Source organism: Pseudomonas sp. Q2-TVG4-2, from assembly GCF_013620795.1.
GTDB lineage: Bacteria > Pseudomonadota > Gammaproteobacteria > Pseudomonadales > Pseudomonadaceae > Stutzerimonas.
This window is the reverse complement of record NZ_LGLW01000007.1, coordinates 34,480-60,809: the sequence shown is the minus strand read 5'-3', so window position 1 is coordinate 60,809 and position 26,330 is coordinate 34,480. Positions and strand designations below refer to the sequence as shown.

The window sequence follows — 26,330 nt, the reverse complement described above, 5'->3', positions numbered from 1 at the left end:
GACCCCAGAGGGCCGCAGGCCGCTTTACCCCTGCGACAGCAGATTGCGCAGATCAATGATCGCGGCATTAGCACGCGAGATGTAATTTGCCATCACCAGCGAATGGTTAGCCAGCACGCCATAGCCGCTGCCGTTCAGCACCATCGGGCTCCACAGCGGTTGCTGTGCGGCCTCAAGCTCGCGGATGATCTGCCTGACGCTGATTGCGGCGTTCTTTTTGGCGAGAACATCAGCAAAATCCACCTCAATGGCACGCAGCAGATGGGACAAGGCCCAGGCTTGGCCCCGCGCCTCGTAGAACACGTTATCGATGTGCAGCCAGGACGTCTCGACGCGTTCTTCCTCGACCACCTGTTGTACGCCATCGCTCGCCAGGTCCGGCGCAACCTGGGCGTCCAGCCTTACCCGTCCGACGCTGGCGGATAGCCGCTGCGACAGGGAGCCTAGCCGGGTACCCACATCTCCTAGCCAGTTATTGAGATTATCGGCCCGCGAATAGAACTGCGCCTTGGGTGCAGGGTCGCTCAGGCGCGCCAGATAGCGATCCAGAAAGCGGATAGCGTTTCGGTACTCCGATTCGCTGGCAGGCAGCGCCCAACTGCGATTGTCGAAATTGAACAACGGCTCGGCCTTGGACAGATCGGCATCTTCGGTCGACTGGGATTGCGAACGGGCAAAATCCTTGCGCAACGCACGGCTGAGATCGCGCACTTGAACCAGCACCCCATATTCCCAGCTGGGCATGTTATCCAGCCACAGGCCGGGGGGCGCGACGTCATTGGTCAGGTAACCGCCCGGCTTCTCCAGTAGGGTGCTGGCGACCTGCTTGAGGGTCTCGACCGTGGTGTAGCCATTGACGATCTGCTGCTGCGAAGCCTCAGCCGCCTTGCGGACCTGCTGCTGCACCGGGAAACGATCAGGCTCGGAACTCCAATACCAGCCCACCAGCAGCGCGACCAGCAAGTAGAGCCCAATTACTGCGGCCAGCGCGAGCAACAGCGGATTGCGACTCCCCGCTTCCGCTCTGGCTGTGTTTCCTGATGAGCCGAGGCGGCCGAAGCGGTTCTTCCAATCCAACATGGGCGTCTGTCCTTCTCGTTTTTCAGAATTCGATGATTCGACCGCCGGTCACTGAGAGCGTTGCGGCATGTGAACCACTATAACGCAGCCGGTCCGCAGCAAGCCTCATAATGAGAACCAGACCGCCTTCGCAATGGCTTTGCAACGACAAGATCAGTGGTAGCATGGCGCCACTACAGAGGCCTCTGAAAGCATCGTCGCAGCAGGCCAGGGAACCGGACATGTCGGACCAGGAAGAACTAAAACAGCATTTCGCGCAACGGGTCATTCACCAGGCACGTGAGGTGCTTGAAGTCTGGCAACAGCTGCAGCGTAGCGAGTGGAACGACAGCTATCGGACCGCGCTTGCCGATGCCAACCAGCGCTTGCGGCGATTTGCCGAGCGCTTCGAACAGGCCGAGCACCGCCAACTCGCGCTCGGCATCGAAGATTGCCTGGGTGATATCAAAGACAACCGTGGCCGGTTGTCGAGCGACACCATCACGACCCTCAGCCAACTGATCTATCGCCTCGCCCGTACCGGCCTGCGCCATGGCGATCCGCGCGGGCAATCCGGGTACGTCCCGCCATTAAGCAAGCCCGTCTATATCGCCTTGGAAGATCATGAGCGCGCCAACCACGTGGTCCGCCAGCTTGAGTTCTTCAGCATGACCGCCAGGGCATTCGCCAGCGACAGCGAGTTTCGTGCAGCCATGCATGAGCGCCATCCTGCGGCGCTGGTCATGGATGTCGATTTTCATGGTCCCGGCGAAGGCCTGAAGCTCGCCGAGCGCGTGCAGCTGGGGCTGGAGGAGAAGCTGCCATTGATCTTCTTCAGCCACCAGGAAACCGATACGCCCATGCGCCTGGCCGCCGTGCGGGCTGGCGGCCTTGAATTTTTCACCGGCACCATCGATGCATCGAGCCTTCTCGAGAAAATCGAAATATTTACCCGTACCGCCCACTACGAGCCCTTTCGCGTGCTCATCATCGATGACTCGCGCGCGCAGGCGACGCACACCGAGCGGGTCCTGAACAACGCGGGCATCATTACCCAGACGCTCAACGAGCCGATTCAGGCGATCGCCTATCTCGCCGAGTTCCAGCCGGACCTGATCATCCTCGACATGTACATGCCCGAGTGCATGGGCACCGAACTGGCCAAGGTGATTCGCCAGCACGAACGCTACGTGAGCGTGCCGATTATCTATCTGTCAGCCGAAGACGATCTCGACAAACAGCTCGATGCGATGAATGAAGGAGGTGATGACTTCCTGACCAAGCCGATCAAGCCCAGTCACCTGATCGCCACGGTGCGGACGCGGGCCGAGCGGGCTCGCCATCTCAAGGCCAGGATCGTTCGTGACAGCCTCACCGGGCTGTACAACCATACGCACAGCCTGCAGCTGCTTGAGGATGCGGCGTCGCGGGCCCGCCGCGACGGCCAATCCCTGTGCTTCGCCATGATCGACATCGATCATTTCAAGAAGGTCAACGACACCTACGGACACCCAATGGGCGATCGGGTCATCAAGAGCCTTGCCCTGTTTCTCAAACAACGCCTGCGCAAGACCGATCATATCGGCCGCTATGGGGGCGAAGAGTTCGCCGTAGTGCTGCCGGACACCAACGCGCAAGACGCCATGAAAGTACTTGATGAGATCCGCCAGCGCTTTGCCGAGATCCGCTATCCGGCACAACCGGCCGATCTGGCTTGCACGTTCAGTTGCGGCATTGCCGAGCTTACGACTGACGCCGATATCAAATCACTGACGCAACAGGCGGACGAAGCCCTTTACCGCGCCAAAAAAGGCGGCCGCAACCGAGTGGAGCGTTTCACGCTGTCATGTGAGTGACATCAAATAGCCATACATTGCTGACCTCCCCATCGCTTGGAGGCCAGGATGCGCCTGAAGTCGCTCACCACACTCAACACTTTCCTGCTTATTGCGATCTGCCTCGCGCTGGGCCTCACTCTCTGGTGGTCGGAGCGCGAGCTGCAGCGTCCCTATCAATTGATGGATCGCTACCTTGGCCTTTCTCAGCGGTTCGAGCATCAGGTCGCGGGAAACGTCCGCGACTACCTGGCTGGCGGTAATGCGCTACGCCACAGCGCGGCCATGCAGGCACTGGATGGTCTCGCGACAGATCTAACAGCTTTGCCTAGCCAATTTGCCGATCGGCTACGACCAAGCCTGGAGCAGCTCAATCATTTCACCGCCACCGAGCTTCTAGCAGCCGGCAAGCTCGCAGGGGATCCTCAAGGCCTGTTGCTACAGGCCGAGCGGGAGATGGCCGGTACGCTATCACGGCTGCACCAGTATGCGGCGCAAACCACCCAGGTGGCGGCGAGCAGGTACCAGACGCCTCTGTTCGAGGCCGGCCGTCAACTGCTACGCCTTAGCCACGCGCGCGGCAAACTGGTCAGCAGCGGACAAGACGAACTGGCGGCTGACGTTGAGCAAGCCCTGCAGGCGCTGAGCAAGGAAGCCGCCCGGCTGGACTCACTGCCCTTGCTTGACATCACCAGCGAACAACGTACGGGCGCCAGTGCTTTCGCTGCATTACTGGACCTCGGCGATCAGCAGCAAGAGCAGGTCAGCGAAGACCAGGGCGTCGCGCCCAAGCGTGAGCTGCTCAGCCTGATCAAGCGCTACCCCGCGGAACTTCAGCGAACCCGTGAGCTGATCCGCCAGCGCAGCGAACTGATGGCCAGCAGCGAGCAGAAGATCGCGGCGTTGCAGCGAGCGCTCGCGGAGCTGGAGCCGGTAATCCGGGCCGAGCATGGGCGCATTCAGGTGGAGGTGCGCCTCATCCAGGGCACCATCTGCGCAGCTACTTGCTGATGCTGGTCGGCACGCTGCGCCAGCATGCACAAGAGGTCGATCACAGCAGTCGCAGCCTGGCGCAAATGAGCAGCGACTTGCACCAAGGGGCCAGCCGCCAAACCGGTGACACGGCTCAGATTCGCGACTCGCTCGGCGAGCTGGAAGCGACCATTCAGGACGTGGCAAGCGGTGCCAGCCAGACCGCAGAAGCCAGTCGCGCAGCAGGCCAGGCCGTCGGCCACGGGCAACAAGTCATCGGCCAGAGCCTCACCGGCCTGCAGGGACTGGTCAATGAAGTCCAACACAACGCTCAGGCCATCGAGCGCCTGGCCGACGAAACCAGCGTTATTGGCAAGGTGTTAATTGTCATCCGCTCGATCGCCGAGCAGACCAATTTGCTGGCACTGAATGCGGCCATCGAGGCCGCCAGAGCCGGTGAGCAGGGTCGTGGTTTTGCTGTGGTGGCCGACGAAGTGCGTACGCTGGCACAACGCACCAGCGGAGCCACCGAGGAGATTCAACAGCTGATCGGCAATCTGCAAAAGGCCGCTCATCAGTCAGTCGAGGCCATGCGAACTCAGGTGAGTCATGCCGAGGCCACCGCCGAACTCGCCGAAACAGCCGACCTGGCGCTGAAGCAGATCGTCGCCACCATCGGCACTATCGAACATATGGCGGAACAGATCGCATCAGCTACCGCCCAACAGAGCGACACCGTGAGCGAGATCCGTGGGCATAGTGAACGCATCCATCAGCTGGGCGACAGCAACCTGGCACACATCAGCCGCGGCCGCGAGCAAAGTGAGCAGATGCTGCGCCTGGCGAACGAGCTGAACCAGGCGACGCTTGCGTTCAAATGCTAGCTAGCTAAACGGTCCTGAATCGGCGCCAGCGACGCTCGCGCCGGAGGCTCGATCAGCGCGGCGCGACGGGGCGCTGCGACGGCTTGCGATTCTTGCCGGACGGCTTACCAGCGCCACCTGCAGCAGCCTTGCGCCGGGCCTCGGCGTCCGCCTTGGCCTGCTCGCGCTTGTCCCAGGCATTGCCGTCGTGGCTACGCGGGGGCAAGCCGTTGTGCTGGGTAAGAATCTTGCCTCCCTGCCCCGCCTTCTTGCTACCGACCGGGGTGGAGTTCTTGCGCCGCGCACTCTGATAGCCATCGATGGCCGGTTGATGAGCCGGAATCAGCTGATGCTTACCGCTACCGATCAGGTCGGCCCGCCCCATGCGCTGCAAGGCCTCGCGTAGCATCGGCCAACCCTTGGGATCGTGATAGCGCAGGAACGCCTTGTGCAACCGACGCTGCTCTTCGCTCTTGACGATGGCGACACCCTCGCTCTTGTACGTCACCTTGCGCAGCGGGTTCTTGCCGCTGTGGTACATCGCCGTGGCGCTCGCCATCGGTGAAGGGTAGAAGGCCTGCACCTGGTCGGCGCGGAAGCCGTTGGCCTTCAGCCATAGCGCAAGGTTCATCATGTCTTCGTCGGTGGTACCGGGATGCGCGGCGATGAAGTAAGGGATGAGGTATTGCTCCTTACCCGCCTCCTTCGAATACTTGTCGAACATCCGCTTGAACTTGTCATAGCTGCCAATCCCGGGCTTCATCATCTTGTCCAGCGGACCGCGCTCGGTGTGCTCCGGAGCGATCTTCAGGTAACCACCAACATGATGAGTGACGAGCTCTTTTACGTACTCAGGCGACTCGACAGCCAGGTCATAACGCAGACCGGATGCGATCAGGATTTTCTTCACGCCCGGTAGCGCACGCGCCTTGCGGTACAGCTCGATCAGCGAACTGTGGTCGGTGTTGAGGTTCTCGCAAATGCCCGGATAGACGCACGACGGCTTGCGGCAGTGCGCCTCGATTTCCGGGCTTTTGCAGGCGATCCGGTACATGTTGGCGGTCGGCCCGCCGAGGTCGGATACCACGCCGGTAAAGCCCGGCAGCTTCTTCATCTCCTCGATCTCATGCAGGATCGACTCGTGGGAGCGGTTCTGGATGATCCGGCCTTCGTGCTCGGTGATCGAACAGAAGGTGCAGCCACCAAAGCAGCCGCGCATGATGTTGACCGAGAAGCGGATCATCTCGTAAGCGGGAATCTTCTCACCGCCATAGGACGGATGCGGAACGCGCGCGTAAGGCGAAGCGAACACATAATCCATCTCTTCGGTGGTCAGCGGGATCGGCGGCGGGTTCAACCAGATGTCGTGATCGCCGTGGCGCTGCACCAATGCACGAGCGTTGCCCGGATTGGTTTCCAGATGCAAGACGCGGTTGGCGTGGGCATACAGCGCCGAATCGTTGCGCACTTTCTCGAATGACGGCAGACGGATCACCGTCCTGTCACGCTCGATCTTCGGATTCGGCAACAGCTGAACAACCTTGGGTTCGTTCGGGTCTTCGACGGGCCCCTTCTCCTGCTCGATGGCGCAGGCTTGCAGATCCTGGGTGTTGACGTAAGGGTTGATGATCTTGTCGACCTTACCGGGCCGATCGATCCGGCTCGAGTCGATCTCGAACCAATCCTGCGGCGCATCCTTGCGGATGAAGGCGGTGCCACGCACATCAGTGATCTGATCGACTGCCTCGCCCCGCGCCAGACGCTGTGCCACCTCGACGATAGCGCGCTCGGCGTTGCCGTAAAGCAGAATGTCCGCAGTCGCATCCATCAGGATCGAGCGACGCACCTTGTCCGACCAGTAATCGTAATGGGCGATACGACGCAGCGACGCTTCAATGCCGCCGAGCACCACCGGCACGTGCTTGTAGGCCTCCTTACAACGCTGGCTGTAGACCAGGCTGGCGCGGTCAGGACGCTTGCCAGCCAGGCCGCCGGCCGTGTAGGCATCATCGGAGCGAATCTTCCGATCGGCCGTGTAGCGGTTGATCATCGAATCCATGTTGCCGGCAGCAATTCCGAAAAACAGATTTGGCTCGCCGAGCTTCATGAAATCGTCTTTGCTCTGCCAGTTCGGCTGACTGATGATGCCGACGCGGAAACCCTGGGCTTCCAGCAGGCGGCCAATGATCGCCATGCCGAACGACGGGTGGTCCACATAGGCATCGCCGGTGACGATGATGATGTCGCACGAATCCCAGCCGAGCTGATCCATCTCCTCCCTGCTCATCGGCAGGAACGGTGCCGGACCGAAACATTCGGCCCAGTACTTTGGATAGTCGAACAGGGGTTTGGCGGCGTGCATGGCTAGAAACCGGGGCAACGAAAACGGGCGCGGAATATAGCACAAAAATTGATCAGGAAGGCCGACTGTGTCGGTCGGCCTTTACCCAAACGCCGCAAGCGAAACACCACTCAGCCGTTGATATAGCGCCGCGGCACTCGCTGCGTAACTTTGGTCAGCAATTCATAGCCGATGGTGCCGCAGGCTCGGGCGAGCTCGTCGATCGACGCCTGCGCGCCCCATAGCTCGACCTCATCGCCGAGTGCCGCCTCTGGCAGATCGGTGATATCGGCCGCGAGCATATCCATCGAGACCCGCCCGACCAGCGGCATCCGCTGGCCTCGAATGATCACGCTGGTGCCAGGCGGCGCCGTACGGGGATATCCATCAGCGTAGCCACAACTGACCGTGGCGATACGTGACGGGCGCTGCGCCACCCAGCCGGCACCGTAACCGACGCATTCGCCTGCCATCACATCGCGAACCGCGATGATCGCGGCGGTCAGGGTCATTACTGGTTTTAATCCGAGCGTTTCTACACTCAGCTCAGCGAAAGGTGAAGCGCCGTAAAGCATGATGCCGGGGCGCAGCCAGTCCATATGCGCGGCCGGCAGCGCCAACACCGCAGCCGAGTTGGCGAACGAGCGGTGATCGAAGCCCAGATCCAGCAGGCCGCTGAAGCGTTCGAGCTGCGCTTCATTGAGCGGATGACCGCGCTCGTCTGCACAGGCGAAATGGCTCATCAGGTTGATTTCGGCGACCTGTGGCGCGCCCTTCAGCCGCGAGTGCCACCGGCGCAGCGCCTCGGCGGCGAATCCCAGGCGATGCATGCCGGAGTCGAGCTTCAGCCATACATTTAGCGGCTGGGTGATTGAGGCGTCCAGCAATGCAATCGCCTGCGCCTCGCCCTGCACCGCAACATCCAGCCTCAGCTCTGCCGCCCTGATGTACTCCTCGGGCTCGAAGCAACCTTCAAGCAACAACAGCCGCGCGTCGCGATCTACCGCTCTGACCTGCTCGGCTTCTTCCAGAGACGCGACCGCAAAACCGTCGGCAACGTGAGCCAGGCACGCCACGGCGGCCGGAGCACCGTGCCCGTAAGCGTTGGCCTTGACCACCGCGAAGGCCTTGCGGCCAGGCGCGCACTGTTTGGCAAGCTGGTAATTGTGACGAAGCGCGGCCAGATCGACCGTGGCAACCAGGGGGCGCATGAGAAGTCCTTTGGAGTGAGAACAGACGACGCCCATTGTCCGGCGTCTTCCGCCAGGGCCGCAAGCGCTTGGCAACACATCAGCTCGCGCCGCCATCTCTCGGATCGACGATTATTCGTCGTCGAACTGGTAACTGCCGGGCGCCAGATTCTCGAAACGCGAATACTTGCCAAGGAATGCCAGTCGCGTGGTGCCGATCGGACCGTTCCGCTGCTTGCCGATAATAATCTCGGCGACGCCCTTGTATTCGGTTTCCGGGTGATAAACCTCGTCCCGGTAGACGAACATGATGATGTCGGCATCCTGCTCGATGGCCCCGGATTCGCGGAGGTCAGAGTTGACCGGGCGCTTGTTGGGCCGCTGCTCCAGGGAGCGGTTCAACTGCGACAGGGCAATCACCGGACAGTTGAATTCCTTGGCCAGGCCTTTCAACGAACGGGAGATTTCGGAAATCTCGTTGGTGCGGTTATCGCCGCTTGAGCCGGGAATCTGCATCAGCTGCAAGTAGTCGACCATGATCATTCCGATTTCACCGTGCTCGCGCGCCAGACGCCGTGTCCGGGCGCGCATTTCAGATGGTGATATGCCGGCGGTATCGTCGATAAAGAGCTTGCGATCATTGAGCAGGTTGACCGCCGAGGTCAACCGGGGCCAGTCATCATCGCTGAGCTTACCGGTCCGCACCTTGGTCTGGTCGATGCGTCCAAGGGAAGCCAGCATACGAATCACAATGGAGTCAGCAGGCATTTCCAGCGAGAACACCAGAATCGCCTTGTCAGAGCGCAGCACGGCGTTTTCCACCAGGTTCATCGCAAAGGTGGTCTTACCCATCGATGGACGACCGGCCACGATGATCAGGTCCGCCGCCTGCAGGCCACTGGTCGCCTCATCCAGATCGGTAAAGCCGGTCGAGATCCCGGTGATCGCCTCGCCGGCGTTGAACAGCGAATCGATCCTGTCGATTGCCTTGACCAGGATGTCGTTGATTCCCATCGGCCCACCCGTCTTGGGACGGGCTTCGGCGATCTGGAAGATAAGCCGTTCGGCTTCATCGAGAATCTCCTCGCCAGTGCGACCCTGTGGTGCATAGGCGCTGTCTGCAATCTCATTGCTGATACCGATCAGCTGGCGCAGCGTCGCGCGCTCGCGGATGATCTGCGCATAAGCCTTGATGTTCGCGACGGATGGAGTGTTCTTTGCCAACTCACCGAGATAGGCAAGCCCGCCGACCTGTGGCAGGTGGCCTTCCTTGTCCAGCTGTTCAGACAGGGTCACCACATCAAATGGCGAGTTGCGCTCGGCCAGGGTGAAAATGGCGCGGAAGATGAGCCGATGGTCATGGCGGTAGAAATCGCCATCAGAGACCTGATCAAGCACCCGCTCCCAGGCGTTGTTGTCCAGCATCAGCCCGCCAAGCACAGCCTGTTCGGCTTCGATGGAATGCGGCGGCACCTTGAGTGCGGCGGTTTCCAGATCGTACTGTTGGGGGACGCTGATGTCGTTCATGGTACTCAAATTCTTTAACGTTCAGAAAGACAAAGGGCACGCTCCACTCGCGTGGAGGCGTGCCCGATGTTACGCGTCAGGCACCAGGGGTGCCAGACGCAGGCTGGTCTCAGCCAGCAACCACGATCAGCTTCACGGTCGCTTCGACGTCGGTGTGCAGATGCACAGCTACGTCGTACTCACCAACCTGACGGATGGTGCCGTTCGGCAGACGGATTTCGCTCTTGGCCACTTCAACGCCGGAGGCGGTCAGGGCGTCGGCGATGTCGTGCGTACCGATGGAACCGAACAGTTTGCCCTCATCGCCCGCGGTCGCGGTAATGGTGACTTCCAGCTCAGCCAGCTGAGCAGCGCGAGTTTCGGCAGAAGCCTTACGCTCGGCAGCAGCTTTCTCCAGGTCAGCACGGCGAGCTTCGAACTCGGCGATGTTGGCCGGGGTTGCAGCAGTAGCCTTGCGCTGCGGCAGCAGGTAGTTGCGGCCGTAACCAGACTTGACGTTTACCTTGTCGCCCAGGTTGCCCAGGTTTGCGACTTTTTCCAGCAGGATGACTTCCATTTGAGTCTTACCTCTTTAACTTAACCTTCACCGTTCGCAGGTCCCGCATCGTCATCACGAGATGCCCGACCGCGAAAATCAAACAAGCTGTCGACAATGGCCAATACGGCCAGTAACGGATAAATCAACTGCATGAACAGCACCAGCGTGACGTAAAGCCCCACCAGCCAGAACCGCGACATCCGGCTCTGCGCCACCAGTCCGTGCACCAGCGCAATACCGGCGAACACCAGCGGAACACTGCACAGCGGAGCCAGCATCGCTACCTGCACACCGAGGCTCGGCCCGAGCAACATGCCCGCGAGGAGCACCATTGCCGGCACGGGCGTGAAACGCAGCGCCCGAAACTCAAGACCGAAGCCACCTGGGTTGTACAGCAACGCCTGCCAATATCGTCCGAGCATCAGACTGAGCAGGGTGGTGATTTGCAGCAGCGCCGCCAACAAGCCGGTCAGAACCGGTGTCAGCAGTGCTCCCAACCGCGCCTGCTCTTCCACCGAAAGCTGCTGATAGGCATCCGACAGCATGTCGGGTAACACTTTCTGCAATTCGGTGGCGAGCGCCGCAATCGGCTCGCCAAAAACCACTCCAAGCGCCCAGGCATACAACAACCCGAGCGCCACACTGCACAGCATCACACGGCGCCAGGAGTTCTGACTGCGCAACAACAGCGCCAATCCGAACGATCCGAGCAATACCAGCAGAGTCCGCGGATCGCCGAAGTACCACCAGGCCAATGCGGGCAATACAGCCCACACCAACACACCCAGTGCGTCGTTCAGCCCGCGACGCAGCAACACCAGGCTTCCTGCCGCGGCACACAGCCAGAACAACATCGGCAGCGCCGCAGAGCCGGCCACCACAACAATTGCCTGCATACGGCCGCGCATGATGAAGTCAGCCAGGGCGCGCATGCGATCTATCCTTTACGTCTGTCGAACAGTTCGATCAACGGCTGTGGCTGTCAGTGTAGGGCAGCAGAGCCAGGAAGCGGGCCCGCTTGATAGCGGTGGCCAGCTGGCGCTGATAGCGTGCTTTGGTTCCGGTGATACGGCTAGGAACGATCTTGCCGGTTTCGGAAATGTAGGCCTTCAGCGTGTTGAGATCCTTGTAATCGATCTCTTTCACGTTTTCTGCAGTGAAACGGCAGAACTTACGACGACGGAAAAAACGTGCCATGAAATAGGCTCCTCAATAGGTCCGTGGATTACTCGTCAGCGTTGTTGTCGCGGCTGTCGCTGTCATTGTCGTTTTCATTGACATTGTCAGATTCAGGGCGATCACGACGCTCACGGCGCTCGCTACGGTTTTCCTCGGCCTTCAGCATCTCGGACTGTTCAGTCTCGGCTTCATCGCGACGAATGACCAGGTTACGGATGACGGCGTCGTTGTAGCGGAAGTTGTCTTCCAGCTCAGCCAGTGCCTTGCCGCTGCACTCGACGTTCAGCATCACGTAGTGAGCCTTGTGCACGTTGTTGATGGCGTAAGCCAGCTGACGGCGGCCCCAGTCTTCCAGACGATGAATCTTGCCACCGTCCTCTTCGATCAGCTTGGTGTAACGCTCCACCATGCCGCCAACCTGCTCGCTCTGGTCGGGGTGGACCAGAAAGATGATTTCGTAATGACGCATTGTTGCTCCTTACGGGTTGCAGCCTGCCGCACAACACGGATCAGGCAAGGAGTGAATGAGTATGTTTGTCTTGCCTGCCAGAGAGGCGCGCAAACGCCTGCCATCCGGGCAAGGGGCGCAATTCTAGAGAAGCCCGATCAACCACGCAAGGCGCCTTGGTGATTATTTAACCAGCCGGACTCAGCCTCGCTTGGCGAGGGAGCGCTCGGCTCGAATACTTTCAAGCAATGATCGGACCTGATGGATATCGTAAGGCTTGAGCATGGTCCGCATATCTTCCAGACCTTCGTCACGTGCATTGATGGCATAACCGGAGGCGATCACGACGCTCAGTGCGGAATCGCGCGATTTTGCTTGGCGCACCAGTTCGATGCCGCTCATACCGGCCAGCCCCACATCGGTTAGCAGCACATCGAAGCGACGCTGTCCCAACTGCTCCAGCGCGGCCTCCGCCGATTCGCATGCACTGACTTCATGGCCAAGCTCTTCCATCACCTCGCCAGTGAGCATACGCAGCGTCGGATCATCCTCGACAAAGAGAATACTCAAACCAGTGGCCTGCTCCGGCAACGCCTCGCCCTCACCAGGCGATGTCGTCAGCGCCGGTTTCAGATCGCTGCTGGCGATCGCCTCCTGAACGTCCCGCTGCCGCTCGGCGGCATCACGCGGCAGGTATACGCTCACGGACGTACCGCCCCCCTCTTCGCTTTCCAGCACGACGAATCCGCCGCTCTGCTTGACGAAGCCATAGACCATGCTCAGACCGAGACCTGAGGCATTGGCGTCCTGACGGGTGGTAAAGAACGGCTCGAATGCGCGCACCTTCACCTCCGGGCGCATTCCCACACCTCCGTCGATCACACTCAACTCGACGTACGGCCCCGCAACGACATCCGGCTGACCCGCGAGCTGCGTGGGGTCCAGCGAGCGGTTGCGCAAGCGTATACACAACGCACCACCACCCACCATTGCATCACGCGCATTGACCGCAAGATTGAGGATCGCGGCTTGCAGATTGCCTACGTCGGCAAAGACCGGCCACAGGTTCGGCTGAGCATCGATCTCCACATTCATCGCCCGACCTAGAGCGCCACCCAGCAACTCGCTCATTTGCCCGAGCAACTCGCGCAGATCAACCGATTGGGGCTGAAGCGGCTGGCGACTGGCGAACGCGAGCAACTGCGACGCCAGACGCGCACCTTTCTCCACACCGCCAACTGCGGACTCCAGACGCCGCTGCGCCGTCTCGTCGGTGCCCAGGTTCCGACGCAACAGCTGGAGGTTGCCGCCGATGATCTGCAGCATGTTGTTGAAATCGTGAGCGATGCCACCAGTCAGCTTGCCCACCGCTTCGAGTTTCTGCGATTGCATCAGCGCCGCCTCTGCCACGCGGCGTTCGGATTCGCTATGTAAGAGCTCACGCGTCCGATCACGAACCAGCTCCTCTAGATGCTCGCGGTGTTCGCGCAGCTCCTGCTGGTTGCGATGCTGCTCGGTCACATCATTGCCCTGCACGAAAATGCCCGATACTTGGCCGTCGCGCTCGACGATTGGCTGAAACACGAAATCGAGGTAGACCTCCTCGAGCCCTGCACCGGGACGACGCTCAAACAGCGCTCGCATCCCCTTGCCAATGTAGGGTTCTCCAGTGCGATAGACCTCGTCCAGCAACTCGATGAAACCCTGCTTCGACAACTCGGGCAGACCATCGCTCACACGCTTACCGATCAGCTGGCGATAGCCGGTCAATTGTTGATGGGCTTCGTTGACCAACTCGTATACATGCTCCGGGCCACGCAGAAAGCAGACGAAACCCGGCGCCTGGGAGAAAAGTTGGCGCAGTTGATTGCCTTCGTCTTGCATCGATCTAGCGCGCGCCATGATCGCGGCCTGAATCTGCTGCAAGGGCTGACCCCGGGACTCGGCCGAACGCAGGGAATCCTTGAGCGATTGCAGCTCGGTGATGTCCACCGTGTGCTGCAGGATAGCGCTCACTTCGCCGCGTTCATCAAGCACCGGTGTATGCGTCGCGCTCCAGTAACGATCCTGATAGGACGCGCCGCGATCGGAGCTCACCGCGATCGAGTAACGGATGACCGGCAACGTATCAACGGCCTTGCTGCGCAGCACCCGAGCAAACGACTCCAGTAGCTCATCGACATGGGTCGTTTCCGGCGCTTTCGGATCCGCCGCGAACGCCTCGTGTATGCGCCGCCCCGCGATCTCATCGAGCGTACGCGCGGTGAGCTTCAGATATGCGTCGTTAGCATCCAGTATGGTCAGCTCACGGTCAAGCAGCAGATAGGCGTTCGGAGAAACCCTGAACAGTGCCTCGAAAGGCGGGCGTTGCGGCATACAACCTCCATGGTGCGTGCCTGTCGCGGTCTACATCGAGAGTGACCACCGGACGCGCAAACCAACAGCCGACGGAGCCGGCCGTAAATCAGGAATGGGCAGTTGACCGCGACGGAGGCGATCCGTTTCGAATGAGGCGGTAACGCTGGGGTCGACGGCGCTGCAGCGGCCGCTTGCCGACTAGACCGACCTACCCGAACGACGCTGGCGCAGCGCTTCGAACAGACAGACGCCGGTGGCAACCGACACATTGAGGCTACTGACAGACCCGGCCATTGGCAGTCTCACCAGGAAATCACAATGCTCGCGCGTCAAGCGCCGCATGCCCTTACCTTCCGCTCCCATCACCAGAACAATAGGGCCACTGAGGTCCTGGTCGTAGATCTCCTGCTCGGCCTCCCCAGCGGTACCGACGACCCATAAGCCACGCTGCTGCAGCTTTTCCAGCGTTCGCGCAAGGTTTGTAACCGCCACCAGCGGGATGACTTCTGCCGCACCGCAGGCCACCTTGCGCACCGTGGCGTTCAAGGTTGCAGATTTGTCTTTGGGAATGATCACCGCCAGCGCTCCAGCCGCATCGGCGGTACGCAGGCAGGCGCCCAGATTATGAGGGTCCGTGACGCCATCGAGCACGAGCAACAACGGCGCACCTTCAGTCCGGTCCAGCAGCTCTTCAAGCATCGCGTCACCCCAGACCTGGCTGGGACTGACATCGGCCACCACGCCTTGATGGACACCTTCGACCCAAGCATCCATTTCTCGGCGTTCGCAGTGGCCGATACGCACCTTCGATTGCGCGGCCAACTGGATCAGCGTCTGCACGCGTGGATCGTCGCGCCCTTCGGCCAGCCAGACCTGCTTGACCCGCTTCGGATGATGGCGAAGCAAGGCCTCTACGGCGTGTAGGCCGTATATTTTTTCCAAATCACTCATGACTTGGCCTTGCGCTTGCGTGGCGCACTGCCGTCCGGCGTGCTGGATGGTTTGGCTTTTGACTTCGAGGAGCTGCGCTTGGGTTTACCTTTCGCCGACTTGTCCCCCTTGGCATCGCCAAGCAGAGCCTTTTTCATCTCGCGGCTTTTGCGCACCTCAGGGCTGACGGATTCCCGCGCCTTGGGGGATGACGCATCCGCCTTTTTGCTGCGTCCATCCTTACGCGCGCCCCGGCCATCCGCTGAGCTGCGCTCAGCGGTGCCGGTCTTGCTGCCGCCGCTAATCAGTTCGAAGTCGATCTTGCGCTCGTCGAGATCGACGCGCATGACCCGCACCTCAACGCTGTCGCCGAGACGGAAGCTGCGCCCACTGCGCTCCCCCGAAAGGCGATGATGCAGCGGATCGAAGTGATAGTAATCGCCGGGCATGGCGGTCACGTGGACCAGACCCTCGACATAGATATCGGTCAGCTCGACGAACAGGCCGAACCCGGTGACTGCCGTGATGACGCCCGGAAAGCTTTCGCCAACCCGATCTTTCATGAACTCGCATTTAAGCCAGTTCACCACGTCGCGGGTCGCTTCGTCGGCACGCCGCTCGGTCATCGAGCATTGCTCGCCCAACTGCTCCAGCTTCGCCTCGTCATACGGATAGATGCGCGCCTTGGGCATGCTGGTCGCACCCTCACGACGCACATGGGACGTATCCCGGCGCGAGCGGATGATGCTGCGGATTGCGCGATGAATCAGCAGATCTGGGTAGCGGCGGATCGGTGAGGTGAAGTGTGCGTACGCCTCGTAATTCAGACCGAAGTGACCGTTATTATCGGGACTATAGACCGCCTGACTGAGCGATCGAAGCATCACCGTCTGAATCACATGGAAATCCGGACGCCCTTGGATACGCTCGAGGAGCGCCTGATAATCCTTCGGCGTCGGCCCTTCCTTGCCTTTATGCAGAGTCAGCCCCAGCTCGCCTAGAAACGCCCGCAACTTCTCCTGGCGCTCGAGTGGTGGGCCGTCGTGGACGCGATACAGGCCCGGAATATCATGATCCTGAAGGAAGCGTGCGGTGGCCACGTTGGCGCACAGCATGCATTCCTCGATCAGCTTGTGAGCGTCGTTGCGCTCGGTGGGTTTGATCGCCGCGATCTTGCGCTCGGCACCGAAGACGATGCGTGTTTCCTGGGTTTCAAAGTCGATCGCACCCCGGCTATGACGCCCCTTGAGCAGCACTTTATATAGCGCATACAGCTGCTTGAGGTGCGGCAACACCTCCCCATATTCACCGATCAGGCGCTTGCCTTCGGCCGAAGATGGCTCCTCCAGCATGCTGCTGACCTTGTTGTAGGTCAGCCGTGCATGGGAGTGAATGACAGCTTCGTAGAACTGGTAGTCCGTCATCTTCCCCGATTTGTTCAGGGTAATTTCACATACCATGGCCAGACGGTCGACGTGCGGATTCAACGAGCAGAGGCCATTCGACAGTTCCTCCGGCAGCATCGGCACGACGCGCTCAGGGAAGTACACCGAGGTGCCTCGCAACTCGGCCTCCTGATCCAGTGCTGAACCGACCTTGACGTAATGCGAGACGTCGGCGATCGCGACGTACAGGCGGAAGCCACCAGAGAAAAGTTTCCAGCCGCTGAGCTTCTCGCAATAGACCGCATCGTCGAAGTCCCGCGCATCTTCGCCGTCAATGGTGACGAAGGGCAGATGGCGAAGATCGACGCGTTTCTGCTTGTCTCTCTCCTCCACTTCCGGCTTGAGCTTGGCCGCCTCACGCTTAACCGCATCAGGCCAGACATGAGGTATATCGAAGCTGCGCAGGGCGACGTCGATTTCCATACCCGGCGCCATGTAGTTGCCTATCACCTCGACCACATCGCCCTGAGGCTGAAAGCGCTGAGTCGGCCAATGGGTGATCTTGATCTCGACGAACTGCCCCGGCTTGGCATCCATGGAGCGCCCTGGCGTCACCAGGACTTCCTGCTGAATCTTGGGGTTGTCGGCCATAACGAAACCGATTCCGCTTTCTTCCTGATAGCGGCCAACGATTGTTTCATGGGCACGACTGATCACTTCGACGATGGCCCCTTCGCGGCGACCGCGGCGATCGAGCCCGGCCACACGGGCCAGGCAACGGTCACCATCGAATACCAGACGCATCTGCGCAGGACTCAGGAACAGGTCGTCGCTGCGATCATCGGGGATCAGAAAGCCAAAACCGTCGCGGTGGCCACTGACACGACCGCAAACCAGATCCAGCTTGTCCACCGGGGCATAGGTGCCGCGCCGGGTATAGATCAGCTGACCGTCACGCTCCATCGCGCGCAAACGGCGGCGCAGAGCTTCGATATCGTCTTCGGAGGATAATCCGAACTCTTCCACCAGCTGCTCACGCGCCGCTGGCGAGCCACGCTCGCTCAGGTGCTTGATAATCAGCTCGCGGCTGGGGATGGGGTTTTCGTACTTTTCCGCTTCACGTGCGGCCTCGGGGTCGAGGGATTGCCAATCGGCCATTAAGAGATGTCACCTTTCATTCATTTATAGAGGCAGAACGCCCTATATCTATTGAAGCGCGAAACGCGTGCCGACGGCAGCTTTCGAGCGAATTAATTTTTCCTTTGCTGGGCTTTACAAGGCGTAACCCCGCCCGTATAGTTCGCGCCCACAATGTCTGGTAGACGTTGTAACACGGAAACGACGAAGTATCATCGTTTGCAGTGCCCAGGTGGCGGAATTGGTAGACGCACTAGGTTCAGGTCCTAGCGATGGCAACATCGTGGAAGTTCGAGTCTTCTCCTGGGCACCATTTACTTGATGAGGTTCTTGCCAATGGCGAGAGTCTCATAGACGCGAGGTTTGTCGGCCTCGACCAGCAATCGACAGAAGCCGATGAGCAATCATCGCAATGTGCCCAGGTGGCGGAATTGGTAGACGCACTAGGTTCAGGTCCTAGCGATGGCAACATCGTGGAAGTTCGAGTCTTCTCCTGGGCACCATTTACTTGATGAGGTTCTTGCCAATGGCGAGAGTCTCATAGACGCGAGGTTTGTCGGCCTCGACCAGCAATCGACAGAAGCCGATGAGCAATCATCGCAATGTGCCCAGGTGGCGGAATTGGTAGACGCACTAGGTTCAGGTCCTAGCGATGGCAACATCGTGGAAGTTCGAGTCTTCTCCTGGGCACCACTCTTCAGAAAAAACCGAGCCACTGGCTCGGTTTTTTCGTTTCCGCCCGCAAAGAAGTGGCCCGGCAGCACTGGTTAACTGGACGTTTAGATTCATGCACCACTGCATTTCGGCCCGCTCAGCCTGCCACTCAGCACTCAGCCAGAACGAAAAGACCGCCCGAAGGCGGTCCATTTCTTTGCCGTGATAATCAGGCGTAAGGGTGACGCAGCACGATCGTCTCGTTGCGATCCGGGCCGGTGGAAATGATATCGACCGGCGCTTCGACGAGCTCTTCGATTCGCTTGATATACGCACGGGCGTTAGCCGGCAGCGCATCGAGCGACTTGACGCCGACAGTGGACTCGCTCCAGCCAGGCAGTTCTTCGTAAACTGGCTGCAACCCCTGATAGCTGTCTGCATCGGTCGGCGCATCAACCAGCGTTTCTCCGTTCCGATCCTTGTACGCCACGCAGATACGGATAGTTTCCAGTCCATCAAGCACATCCAGCTTGGTCAAGCAGATCCCCGACACACTGTTGATCTCAATGGCGCGGCGCAGGATCACTGCATCGAACCAGCCGCAGCGACGCGCCCGGCCAGTCGTAGACCCGAATTCATGGCCACGCTCAGCCAGGCGAGCACCCACCTCATCGAACAGCTCCGTCGGGAACGGACCTGAACCAACGCGCGTCGTGTAGGCCTTGGTAATACCGAGGATGTAATCCAGATACAGCGGACCGAAACCAGAACCGGTTGCCGTGCCGCCAGCCGTGGTGCTGGAACTGGTTACATACGGGTAGGTACCGTGATCGATATCCAGCAACGAGCCCTGAGCGCCCTCGAACATGATACGCGCGCCCTGCTTGCGCAACTCATGCAGGCGAGCCGAGACGTCAGTCATCATCGGCTTGAGGATCTCGGCATAACCCAGCGCTTCGTCCAAAGTCTTTTGGAAATCGACGGGCTCAACCTTGTAGAAATTCTGCAGAATGAAATTGTGATATTCGAGCAGCTCACGCAGCTTGACGGTAAAGCGCTCGGGATTGAACAGATCACCAATTCGCAGACCGCGGCGCGCCACCTTGTCCTCGTAGGCGGGGCCGATACCGCGGCCCGTGGTGCCGATCTTGCCTTCAGAGCGAGATGCTTCGCGGGCCTGATCCAGAGCCACGTGATACGGCAGAATCAGCGTACAGGCGGGACTGATGCGCAGACGCTCGCGCACCGGCACGCCCTTTTCTTCCAGCTTGGTGATCTCGCGCATCAGGGCGTCTGGCGCAACGACCACACCGTTGCCAATCAGACACTGCACGTTTTCACGCAGAATCCCGGACGGAATCAGATGCAGCACGGTTTTTTCGCCATCGATGACCAGGGTGTGACCGGCATTGTGGCCACCCTGGAAACGAACCACGGCCGCCGCCTGGTCGGTCAGCAGATCGACGATCTTGCCCTTGCCCTCATCACCCCATTGGGTGCCCAGGACCACGACATTCTTACCCATAAACCTTTGTCCTCTTGGCGAAGCATACCGGTCACGACCGGCGAAAAAATCTGGAAAACCAGCCTGGCGCAGACAGCGAAACCCGCTTCAGCGGGCCAGTGGCGTTACGGCCCAGGAACCTTCTTGCAGAAGCAACTGCCGGTCGCAGCCAACGCTTAGTGCCGCATCGCTCTGCTGCCCCTCCAGGGCCTGCACCACACGCTCGCCCCGCTCACGCAGCCGGCATACCGCCTGCCATAACGCAGGATCGGTGCTATACGGCGCCCAGACACCGACGACGGGAGCCACAAGCTGGGCATTACCAAGGCTGACCAGGGTTTTCAGGTCCGTCGAAAAGCCGGTCGCCGGGCGCGCCCGGCCAAAATCCGCACCAATGTCGTCATAACGACCGCCCTGGGCAATTGATTGCCCAACGCCCGGCACGAACACCGCGAATACGACACCGGTGTGATAGTGATAACCGCGCAATTCACCCAGATCGAAATACAGCGGCAGCTGCGGGTACCGTGCTGCCAGCTGACTGGCAATATGGACCAGGTCTTCAAGCGATTCGAGTACCGCGGCAGGCGCACCGGCAAGCGCCGTACGCGCCGCATCCAGCGTCTCGCGCCCGCCGCAAAGCCTCGCCAGCGCGCGCAGCATGCCCGCCAGCGCCGGCTCGACGTTGGTTGTCAAAGCGAAAATCTCATCCATTGCCTTACGCTGCAAGGCATCGAACAGCCGCTGCTCGGCATCTCCGGACAGGCCCGCCGCCTGCGCCAACCCGCGATAGATACCCACATGCCCGAGGTCCATGTGCACTTCAGGCACATCGGCCAGACCGAGGGTTTCCAGCATCAGACTGATCACCTCAAGGTCGCTGGAGATGCTGCTGTCACCGTAAAGCTCCGCACCGAGTTGAATCGGGCTGCGCGAAGTGGCGAGCGCCTGGGGCTTGGCATGCAACACGCTACCGGCGTAGCAGAGCCGACTGGGGCCTTCCCGGCGCAAGGTGTGGGCGTCCACGCGCGCGACCTGTGGAGTGATATCCGCACGCAAGCCCATCTGCCTGCCCGACAACGGATCGATGACTTTGAAAGTCTTGAGATCAAGGTCCTGCCCCGCACCGGTGAGCAGCGACTCGAGAAACTCCACGTGAGGGGTAATGACCAACTCATAGCCCCAGCGCTGGAACAGATCCAGCACGCGACGTCGTGCGGTCTCGATACGCGCCGCCTCGGGCGGCAGCACCTCTTCGATGCCATCTGGCAGAAGCCAGCGGTCTACCGTTGCCATTTCGCCAATCACCTCTCGATACGGCAAGCCTAGTCAAGCAGACGAACACCGGGGCCACAGCCTGAGCCGCCCACCGGTCGCGTGCGATTGTGTTCGAACCATGGCGACAACGCCATGCCCTGAAAGGGGATCAGCATGGCTGGCCATGCCCGGATCCGTCTGCGACCCACTGGGACACAGACGCAAAAAAGCCGGGTTTTCCCCGGCTCGCGGATCATAGCAATGTTTCGCCAACGGGTCACCCGGCGGACGACATCGTCCGGCCGGATGGCCCTTGCGATCACTGCGCTGTCGAGGATTCCAGATAACGGAAGAAGTCGCTATTCGGATCCAGCACCAGCACATCTTCCTTGTTGGCAAAGCTCTCGCGATAGGCCTGCAAGCTGCGATGGAAGGAATAGAACTCCCGATCCTGGCCGTACGCCCCAGCATAGATCGCCGCCGCCTGCGCATCACCATCACCGCGCAGCTCCTCGGCCTCCCGGAACGCCTCAGCCAGCAGCACACGACGCTGACGATCAGCATCGGCACGGATACCCTCGGCCAATTCCTTACCTTTCGCCCGGTGCTCACGCGCTTCTCGCTCACGCTCGGAGCTCATACGCTCGAACACGCTGCGATTCACCTCGCGAGGAAGATCAATGCCCTTGACACGAACATCGACCACTTCGATACCGAGCTCCTGCTGCGCTGCCCGATTCAAGCTGTTGGTCACCAGACTCATCAGCTCGTCGCGCTGACCTGACACGGATTCGTGCAGGGTTCGCTTACCGAACTGATCTCGCAGTGCAGCCTCCAGACGACGCGCAAGGCGCTCATCTGCAATCTGCTTCATACCTGAGGTCGCAGTATAGAAACGCTCGGCATCATCCACACGCCATTTGGCATAGGAGTCGACCATCAAGGCTTTCTTTTCCAACGTCAGGAACCGCGACGTGGTGGTATCGAGCGTCATCAGACGGGCATCGAACTTGCGCACGCTGTTCACGTAAGGAATCTTCAAATGAAGACCCGGCTTCACGTCCGGCTCGACGATACGACCGAAGCGCAGCATTACCGCACGCTCTGTCTGCGAGACAATGTAGAAGCTATTCCACAACACGATCGCCAGCACTACACCCACAATCAGGGCGGTCAGGGACTTATTGCTCATCAGCGGACCTCCCTTGTACGCACTTCGCGCGGATCCAGCTCAGGAGGCAACCGCGTAGTCTGAGTCGAGGAGCCCGACGCGGATGCCGCCGCAGACCGCTCGGAAGCAGCGCCACGGCTGTTAATCATCTTGTCCAGCGGTAGATAGAGCAGGTTGTTCTGCCCCTTCTCGCCAGTCACGAGGACCTTGCTGGTATTGCTCATCACTTCCTGCATGGTTTCCATGTACAGGCGTTCACGCGTCACGTCAGGTGCCTTTCGGTACTCGGCAACCAGCTTGGAGAAGCGGTCCGCCTCACCCTGAGCCCGTGAAATCACCGCATCGCGGTAGCCGCTTGCCTCCTCCAACATGCGCTGAGCCTGGCCGCGCGCCTCGGGGATGACCCCATTGGCATAAGACTCGGCCTGATTCTTCTCGCGCTGCTCGTCTTCACGAGCACGGATCACGTCATCGAAGGCTTCCTGCACTTCGCGTGGCGCTGCCGCACTCTGAAGGTTGACCTGGGTGACGATGATGCCGGTGCCGTAGTTGTCGAGGAAACGCTGCAGGCGCTCCTTGACCTCACCAGCCATAGCTTCACGCCCTTCGGTCAGCACCTGATCCATGGCGGTCGAGCCCACCACATGACGCACCGCACTATCGGTCGCGTGCTGCAACGACGCTTCCGGATCATCGACGTTGAGCACGAAGGCCTGCAGATCGCTGATCTTGTACTGCACCGTCAATGGCACTTCGATGATGTTCTCGTCTTCGGTAAGCATTTGCCCCTGCTTGCTGTAGGAGCGCTCACGAGTGACATTGGCCTGGAACTTACGATCGAACGGCGGGAAATATATATTCAAACCCGGCCCTACGGTTTCGTGATACTTGCCGAAGCGCAACACCACGGCCTGCTCCTGCTCATCGACGATATAGATCGCGTTGAACAGCCAGACGGCGAGCAGCAGCACCAGGCCGATCCAGAGCAGCCCGAACCCGCCGCGCCGTCCGGCACCACCACCTGACGACCCGCCGCTACGCTTTTTGCCGCCGAACATGCCGTTGAGGCTGTCCTGTAATTTTCGGAAAGCCTCATCCAGGTCCGGCGGACCCTTCTGATCGCCACCACCGCGACGACCACCGCCACCGCTACCCCAGGGATCCTGGTTGTTCGAGTTGCCACCCGGCTCATTCCAAGCCATAGCGCTCTCCATTCAAATAAAGCTAAAGGCGCGCCAACGGCGCGCCCGCCAATGCTACCGAAAGCCCGGAACGAACGGCTTAAAAGCCCCCCGAGCTTTATTGCAAAGTGTGTTGTTCGAAAAACTGCTCCACCTCGAGACCTGCCCGACTAATCAGACGATGCAGTTCGACACGCTGCAATCGCACATCGAGCAGGCTGCCACCCTCTTCATCATGAGACTCGGACTGAACCGCACCCAACTCGAAGAGCTGCGCCCGCAGCCGCCCAAGGCTCTGAGGGAGCCGAAGCGTTCCCACGAATAAATCATTGCCGAGCAATTCGGCGACCGCCTGCTTCAGCAGATCGAGGCCGAGTCCCTGCTGTGCCGATACCCAGACCCGCTGCGGCACGCCATCGGCGTTTCGCTGGATCTGCGGCTCGATGCTTTCCAGCAGGTCTACCTTGTTGTAGACCTCCAGAATCGGCAGCTCGTGCGCGCCGATCTCAGTCAGCACTGCTAACACCTGCTCTATCTGTTGATCGCGCTCGGGCTCGTGAGCATCGATCACATGCAACAGCAGATCGGCATTGCTCGACTCTTCGAGCGTCGCCCGGAAGGACTCAACCAGCTTGTGTGGCAGATGACGAATGAAACCCACCGTATCGGCGAGCACTACCGGCCCGAGGTCACTCAGCTCTAGACGACGCAAGGTCGGGTCGAGCGTGGCAAACAGCTGGTTGGCGGCGTAAACGTCAGATTCGGTCAGGGCATTGAACAGCGTGGACTTGCCAGCGTTGGTGTAGCCCACCAGAGAAACCAGCGGAATGTCGGCCCGCCGGCGACCCCGACGGGCCTGCTCACGCTGACCACGGACCTTTTCCAGGCGTTGTTTGATTTGCCGAATGCGTACTCGCAGCAGGCGTCGGTCGGTTTCCAGCTGAGTTTCACCCGGGCCGCGCAGACCGATACCACCCTTCTGCCGCTCAAGGTGGGTCCAGCCTCGCACCAGACGCGTGCTCATATGTTCCAACTGGGCCAACTCAACCTGCAGCTTGCCCTCATGGGTACGCGCCCGCTGAGCAAAGATATCCAGGATCAGGCCGGTTCGATCAAGCACGCGGCATTCGAGCGCTCGCTCAAGATTACGCTCCTGACTGGGCGTCAGTGTGTGATTGAAGATGACCAGCTCGACCTCGCCATCCTTGACGAGACCATGCAATTCTTCGACTTTGCCGCTGCCGATTAAAAACTTGGCTGAAGGTTGATGCCTGGCGATATTGACGAAGCCAACGGTTTCGGCGCCGGCTGATCGCGCCAACTCCCGAAATTCCTGAGGGTCTTCACGCGCCGCTGGATCCTGGCCATCCAGATGAACCAGGATAGCCCGCTCACCGCCACCGGGACGTTCGAAGAACAATGAACGCCCCCTTTAGTCGTTACCCGACTCGGACTGCTCTGCATCACCCGTGGCGGGCAGGCGCACCGGACGGCCAGGAACAACGGTCGAAATGGCGTGCTTGTAAACCATCTGGCTGACCGTATTCTTCAACAGGATGACGAACTGGTCGAATGATTCGATCTGCCCCTGGAGCTTGATGCCATTGACCAGGTAGATGGAAACCGGAACGCGTTCCTTACGCAATGTGTTCAGGTAAGGGTCTTGTAGCGAATGCCCTTTTGACATGTGCCGCACTCCTTAAAGGATCTTTTCATTAGTTTTTTAGAATCAAACACGGCCGATCAATGTCTGAGGATAGCCGGTCAGATTACAGTGTCAGCTCAATATGGTGAGCCTCTCCAAGTATTTCAATGCTCGCGGCAGATTGTCGCAGGCCGAGCTTTCCAGCCAGTGAACCCCCTCCCATCCCCGCAGCCAGGTCAATTGACGCTTGGCCAGCTGTCGAGTAGCGATAACGCCGCGCTGAACCATCTCGCCCCGCGAATAGGCACCGTCCAGGTAATTCCAGACCTGGCGATAGCCTACGGCACGCATGGAGGGCAGCTCGGGATGCAGATCGCCACGCCTACGGAGTTTTTCGACCTCTTCGACAAAGCCCTGTTCAACCATCGCCACGAACCGCTGTTCGATACGCTGATGCAAGACCTGTCGCTGCGCGGGCGCAACGGACAACTGGGCGACAGTATAAGGCAAGACGCCGCCGTCTGGCGTGCCCGCTACGGCTTTTTGCAACCTTTGTCGGGCACGGTGCTCGCTCATGCTGATACCGCTGACACGGTAGACCTCTAGCGCCCTGATCAGACGTTGAGGATCGTTGGGATGAATCCGCGCGGCAGACTCCGGATCGACCTCGGCCAGCTGTCGATGGAGCGCTCCCAACCCTTCGACCTGCACCTGCGCCTCCAACTCGGCGCGCACAGAGAGATCAGCCGCAGGCATATCGGCGAGACCCTCAATCAATGCCTTGAAGTAGAGCATGGTCCCGCCAACCAATAACGGGATGCGCCCCGCAGCGGTACTGTCAGCCATCGCCGCCAGCGCGTCGTCGACAAACTCCGCCGCCGAGTAGCTTTGCGCCGGGTCACGGATATCGATCAGCCGATGCGGGAACTCCCGGAGCAGCTCGGCCGATGGCTTGGCCGTACCGATGTCCATGTCCCGGTACACCAAGGCTGAATCGACGCTGATCAGATCACAGGGGAGCATGCTGGCGAGCTGCATCGCCAGATCGGTCTTGCCTGCGGCAGTAGGGCCCATGAGGAAAATGGCGGGCGGTAATCGGGACATCGATGGCTCGAAAGTAAGGTGGTTCGGGTACGCAGGATGGAATCGATGCGGC

21 protein-coding genes and 3 tRNA genes are annotated in these 26,330 nt (G+C 60.1%); 6 read left to right on the top strand and 18 right to left on the bottom strand.

Annotated elements, in window-relative coordinates; all coding sequences use genetic code 11:
* Positions 1–24: 24 nt before the first annotated feature.
* On the bottom strand, positions 25–1,080 hold the full coding sequence (locus H3028_RS15840; RefSeq protein ID WP_181298209.1) for a DUF2333 family protein: 1,056 nt from the start codon (positions 1,078–1,080) through the stop codon (positions 25–27).
* A gap of 221 nt (positions 1,081–1,301) precedes the next feature.
* On the opposite strand from H3028_RS15840, the gene H3028_RS15835 reads away from it, so the two are divergent.
* Genes H3028_RS15835 through H3028_RS21620 form a run of 3 tightly spaced genes read left to right on the top strand, consistent with a single transcriptional unit; the run spans position 1,302 to position 4,750 of the window.
* Positions 1,302–2,915, top strand: coding sequence for a PleD family two-component system response regulator (locus H3028_RS15835; RefSeq protein WP_181298208.1), 1,614 nt, complete (start codon positions 1,302–1,304; stop codon positions 2,913–2,915).
* Between the two features lie 48 nt (positions 2,916–2,963).
* A complete protein-coding gene (locus H3028_RS21625) occupies positions 2,964–3,905 on the top strand; it encodes a hypothetical protein (protein ID WP_375154421.1) in 942 nt (313 codons plus the stop codon).
* A complete protein-coding gene (locus H3028_RS21620) occupies positions 3,905–4,750 on the top strand; it encodes a methyl-accepting chemotaxis protein (protein WP_375154420.1) in 846 nt (281 codons plus the stop codon). The genes H3028_RS21625 and H3028_RS21620 overlap by 1 nt, the downstream gene beginning before the upstream one ends.
* Before the next feature lie 52 nt (positions 4,751–4,802).
* Here H3028_RS21620 and H3028_RS15825 read toward each other — a convergent pair whose 3' ends face one another.
* The 10 genes from H3028_RS15825 to rnr all read right to left on the bottom strand — a co-directional run bounded on the left by H3028_RS15825 (position 4,803) and on the right by rnr (position 17,783).
* The gene (locus H3028_RS15825; protein WP_181298207.1) at positions 4,803–7,091 is read right to left on the bottom strand and encodes a YgiQ family radical SAM protein; all 2,289 of its coding nucleotides are present in this window, start codon (positions 7,089–7,091) and stop codon (positions 4,803–4,805) included.
* Positions 7,092–7,201: 110 nt separating this feature from the next.
* Complete coding sequence (alr, locus tag H3028_RS15820) at positions 7,202–8,281, bottom strand: alanine racemase (RefSeq protein WP_181298206.1); 1,080 nt, start codon at positions 8,279–8,281, stop codon at positions 7,202–7,204.
* A 111-nt stretch (positions 8,282–8,392) separates the two neighbouring features.
* On the bottom strand, positions 8,393–9,787 hold the full coding sequence (gene dnaB, locus H3028_RS15815; RefSeq protein WP_168425130.1) for a replicative DNA helicase: 1,395 nt from the start codon (positions 9,785–9,787) through the stop codon (positions 8,393–8,395).
* A 109-nt stretch (positions 9,788–9,896) separates the two neighbouring features.
* Positions 9,897–10,343 (bottom strand): 50S ribosomal protein L9, encoded by a 447-nt coding sequence (gene rplI, locus H3028_RS15810; protein WP_131649793.1) that lies wholly within the window; start codon positions 10,341–10,343, stop codon positions 9,897–9,899.
* A gap of 20 nt (positions 10,344–10,363) precedes the next feature.
* Positions 10,364–11,257, bottom strand: coding sequence for a hypothetical protein (locus H3028_RS15805; protein ID WP_181298205.1), 894 nt, complete (start codon positions 11,255–11,257; stop codon positions 10,364–10,366).
* A 34-nt stretch (positions 11,258–11,291) separates the two neighbouring features.
* Positions 11,292–11,522, bottom strand: coding sequence for a 30S ribosomal protein S18 (rpsR, locus tag H3028_RS15800; RefSeq protein ID WP_181298204.1), 231 nt, complete (start codon positions 11,520–11,522; stop codon positions 11,292–11,294).
* Between the two features lie 28 nt (positions 11,523–11,550).
* On the bottom strand, positions 11,551–11,973 hold the full coding sequence (gene rpsF, locus H3028_RS15795; RefSeq protein WP_168425127.1) for a 30S ribosomal protein S6: 423 nt from the start codon (positions 11,971–11,973) through the stop codon (positions 11,551–11,553).
* Between the two features lie 180 nt (positions 11,974–12,153).
* Positions 12,154–14,328, bottom strand: a complete 2,175-nt coding sequence (locus tag H3028_RS15790) for a PAS domain-containing protein (protein ID WP_181298203.1) — start codon at positions 14,326–14,328, stop codon at positions 12,154–12,156.
* Positions 14,329–14,508: 180 nt separating this feature from the next.
* The gene (gene rlmB, locus H3028_RS15785) at positions 14,509–15,261 is read right to left on the bottom strand and encodes a 23S rRNA (guanosine(2251)-2'-O)-methyltransferase RlmB (protein ID WP_181298202.1); all 753 of its coding nucleotides are present in this window, start codon (positions 15,259–15,261) and stop codon (positions 14,509–14,511) included.
* Positions 15,258–17,783 (bottom strand): ribonuclease R, encoded by a 2,526-nt coding sequence (gene rnr, locus H3028_RS15780; protein WP_181298201.1) that lies wholly within the window; start codon positions 17,781–17,783, stop codon positions 15,258–15,260. Before rnr ends, rlmB begins: the two co-directional genes overlap by 4 nt.
* A 205-nt stretch (positions 17,784–17,988) precedes the next feature.
* Between rnr and H3028_RS15775 the strand changes: the two genes are divergently transcribed.
* The 3 genes from H3028_RS15775 (at position 17,989) to H3028_RS15765 (ending at position 18,455) form a co-directional block, all read left to right on the top strand.
* A tRNA-Leu gene (locus H3028_RS15775) sits at positions 17,989–18,075 on the top strand.
* Between the two features lie 103 nt (positions 18,076–18,178).
* Positions 18,179–18,265: transfer RNA gene (locus tag H3028_RS15770), tRNA-Leu, on the top strand.
* A 103-nt stretch (positions 18,266–18,368) separates the two neighbouring features.
* Positions 18,369–18,455, top strand: a tRNA-Leu gene (locus H3028_RS15765).
* Positions 18,456–18,645: 190 nt separating this feature from the next.
* Here the strand turns inward: H3028_RS15765 and H3028_RS15760 are convergent.
* From H3028_RS15760 to miaA, 7 genes are all read right to left on the bottom strand, one after another.
* A complete protein-coding gene (locus H3028_RS15760; RefSeq protein ID WP_181298200.1) occupies positions 18,646–19,941 on the bottom strand; it encodes an adenylosuccinate synthase in 1,296 nt (431 codons plus the stop codon).
* Positions 19,942–20,028: 87 nt separating this feature from the next.
* Positions 20,029–21,216: an ATP phosphoribosyltransferase regulatory subunit gene (locus tag H3028_RS15755; RefSeq protein ID WP_181298199.1), complete on the bottom strand. Its 1,188-nt coding sequence runs from the start codon at positions 21,214–21,216 to the stop codon at positions 20,029–20,031.
* 280 nt (positions 21,217–21,496) lie between these two features.
* Complete coding sequence (gene hflC, locus H3028_RS15750) at positions 21,497–22,369, bottom strand: protease modulator HflC (protein WP_181298198.1); 873 nt, start codon at positions 22,367–22,369, stop codon at positions 21,497–21,499.
* Complete coding sequence (gene hflK / locus H3028_RS15745; protein WP_181298197.1) at positions 22,369–23,550, bottom strand: FtsH protease activity modulator HflK; 1,182 nt, start codon at positions 23,548–23,550, stop codon at positions 22,369–22,371. The genes hflC and hflK overlap by 1 nt, the downstream gene beginning before the upstream one ends.
* Positions 23,551–23,647: 97 nt before the next feature.
* Entirely contained in the window at positions 23,648–24,949 is a 1,302-nt protein-coding gene (gene hflX, locus H3028_RS15740; protein WP_181298196.1) for a ribosome rescue GTPase HflX, read from the bottom strand.
* 12 nt (positions 24,950–24,961) lie between these two features.
* The gene (gene hfq, locus H3028_RS15735) at positions 24,962–25,216 is read right to left on the bottom strand and encodes an RNA chaperone Hfq (RefSeq protein ID WP_168425119.1); all 255 of its coding nucleotides are present in this window, start codon (positions 25,214–25,216) and stop codon (positions 24,962–24,964) included.
* A gap of 90 nt (positions 25,217–25,306) precedes the next feature.
* Positions 25,307–26,278, bottom strand: a complete 972-nt coding sequence (miaA, locus tag H3028_RS15730; RefSeq protein ID WP_181298195.1) for a tRNA (adenosine(37)-N6)-dimethylallyltransferase MiaA — start codon at positions 26,276–26,278, stop codon at positions 25,307–25,309.
* Positions 26,279–26,330 lie beyond the last annotated feature (52 nt).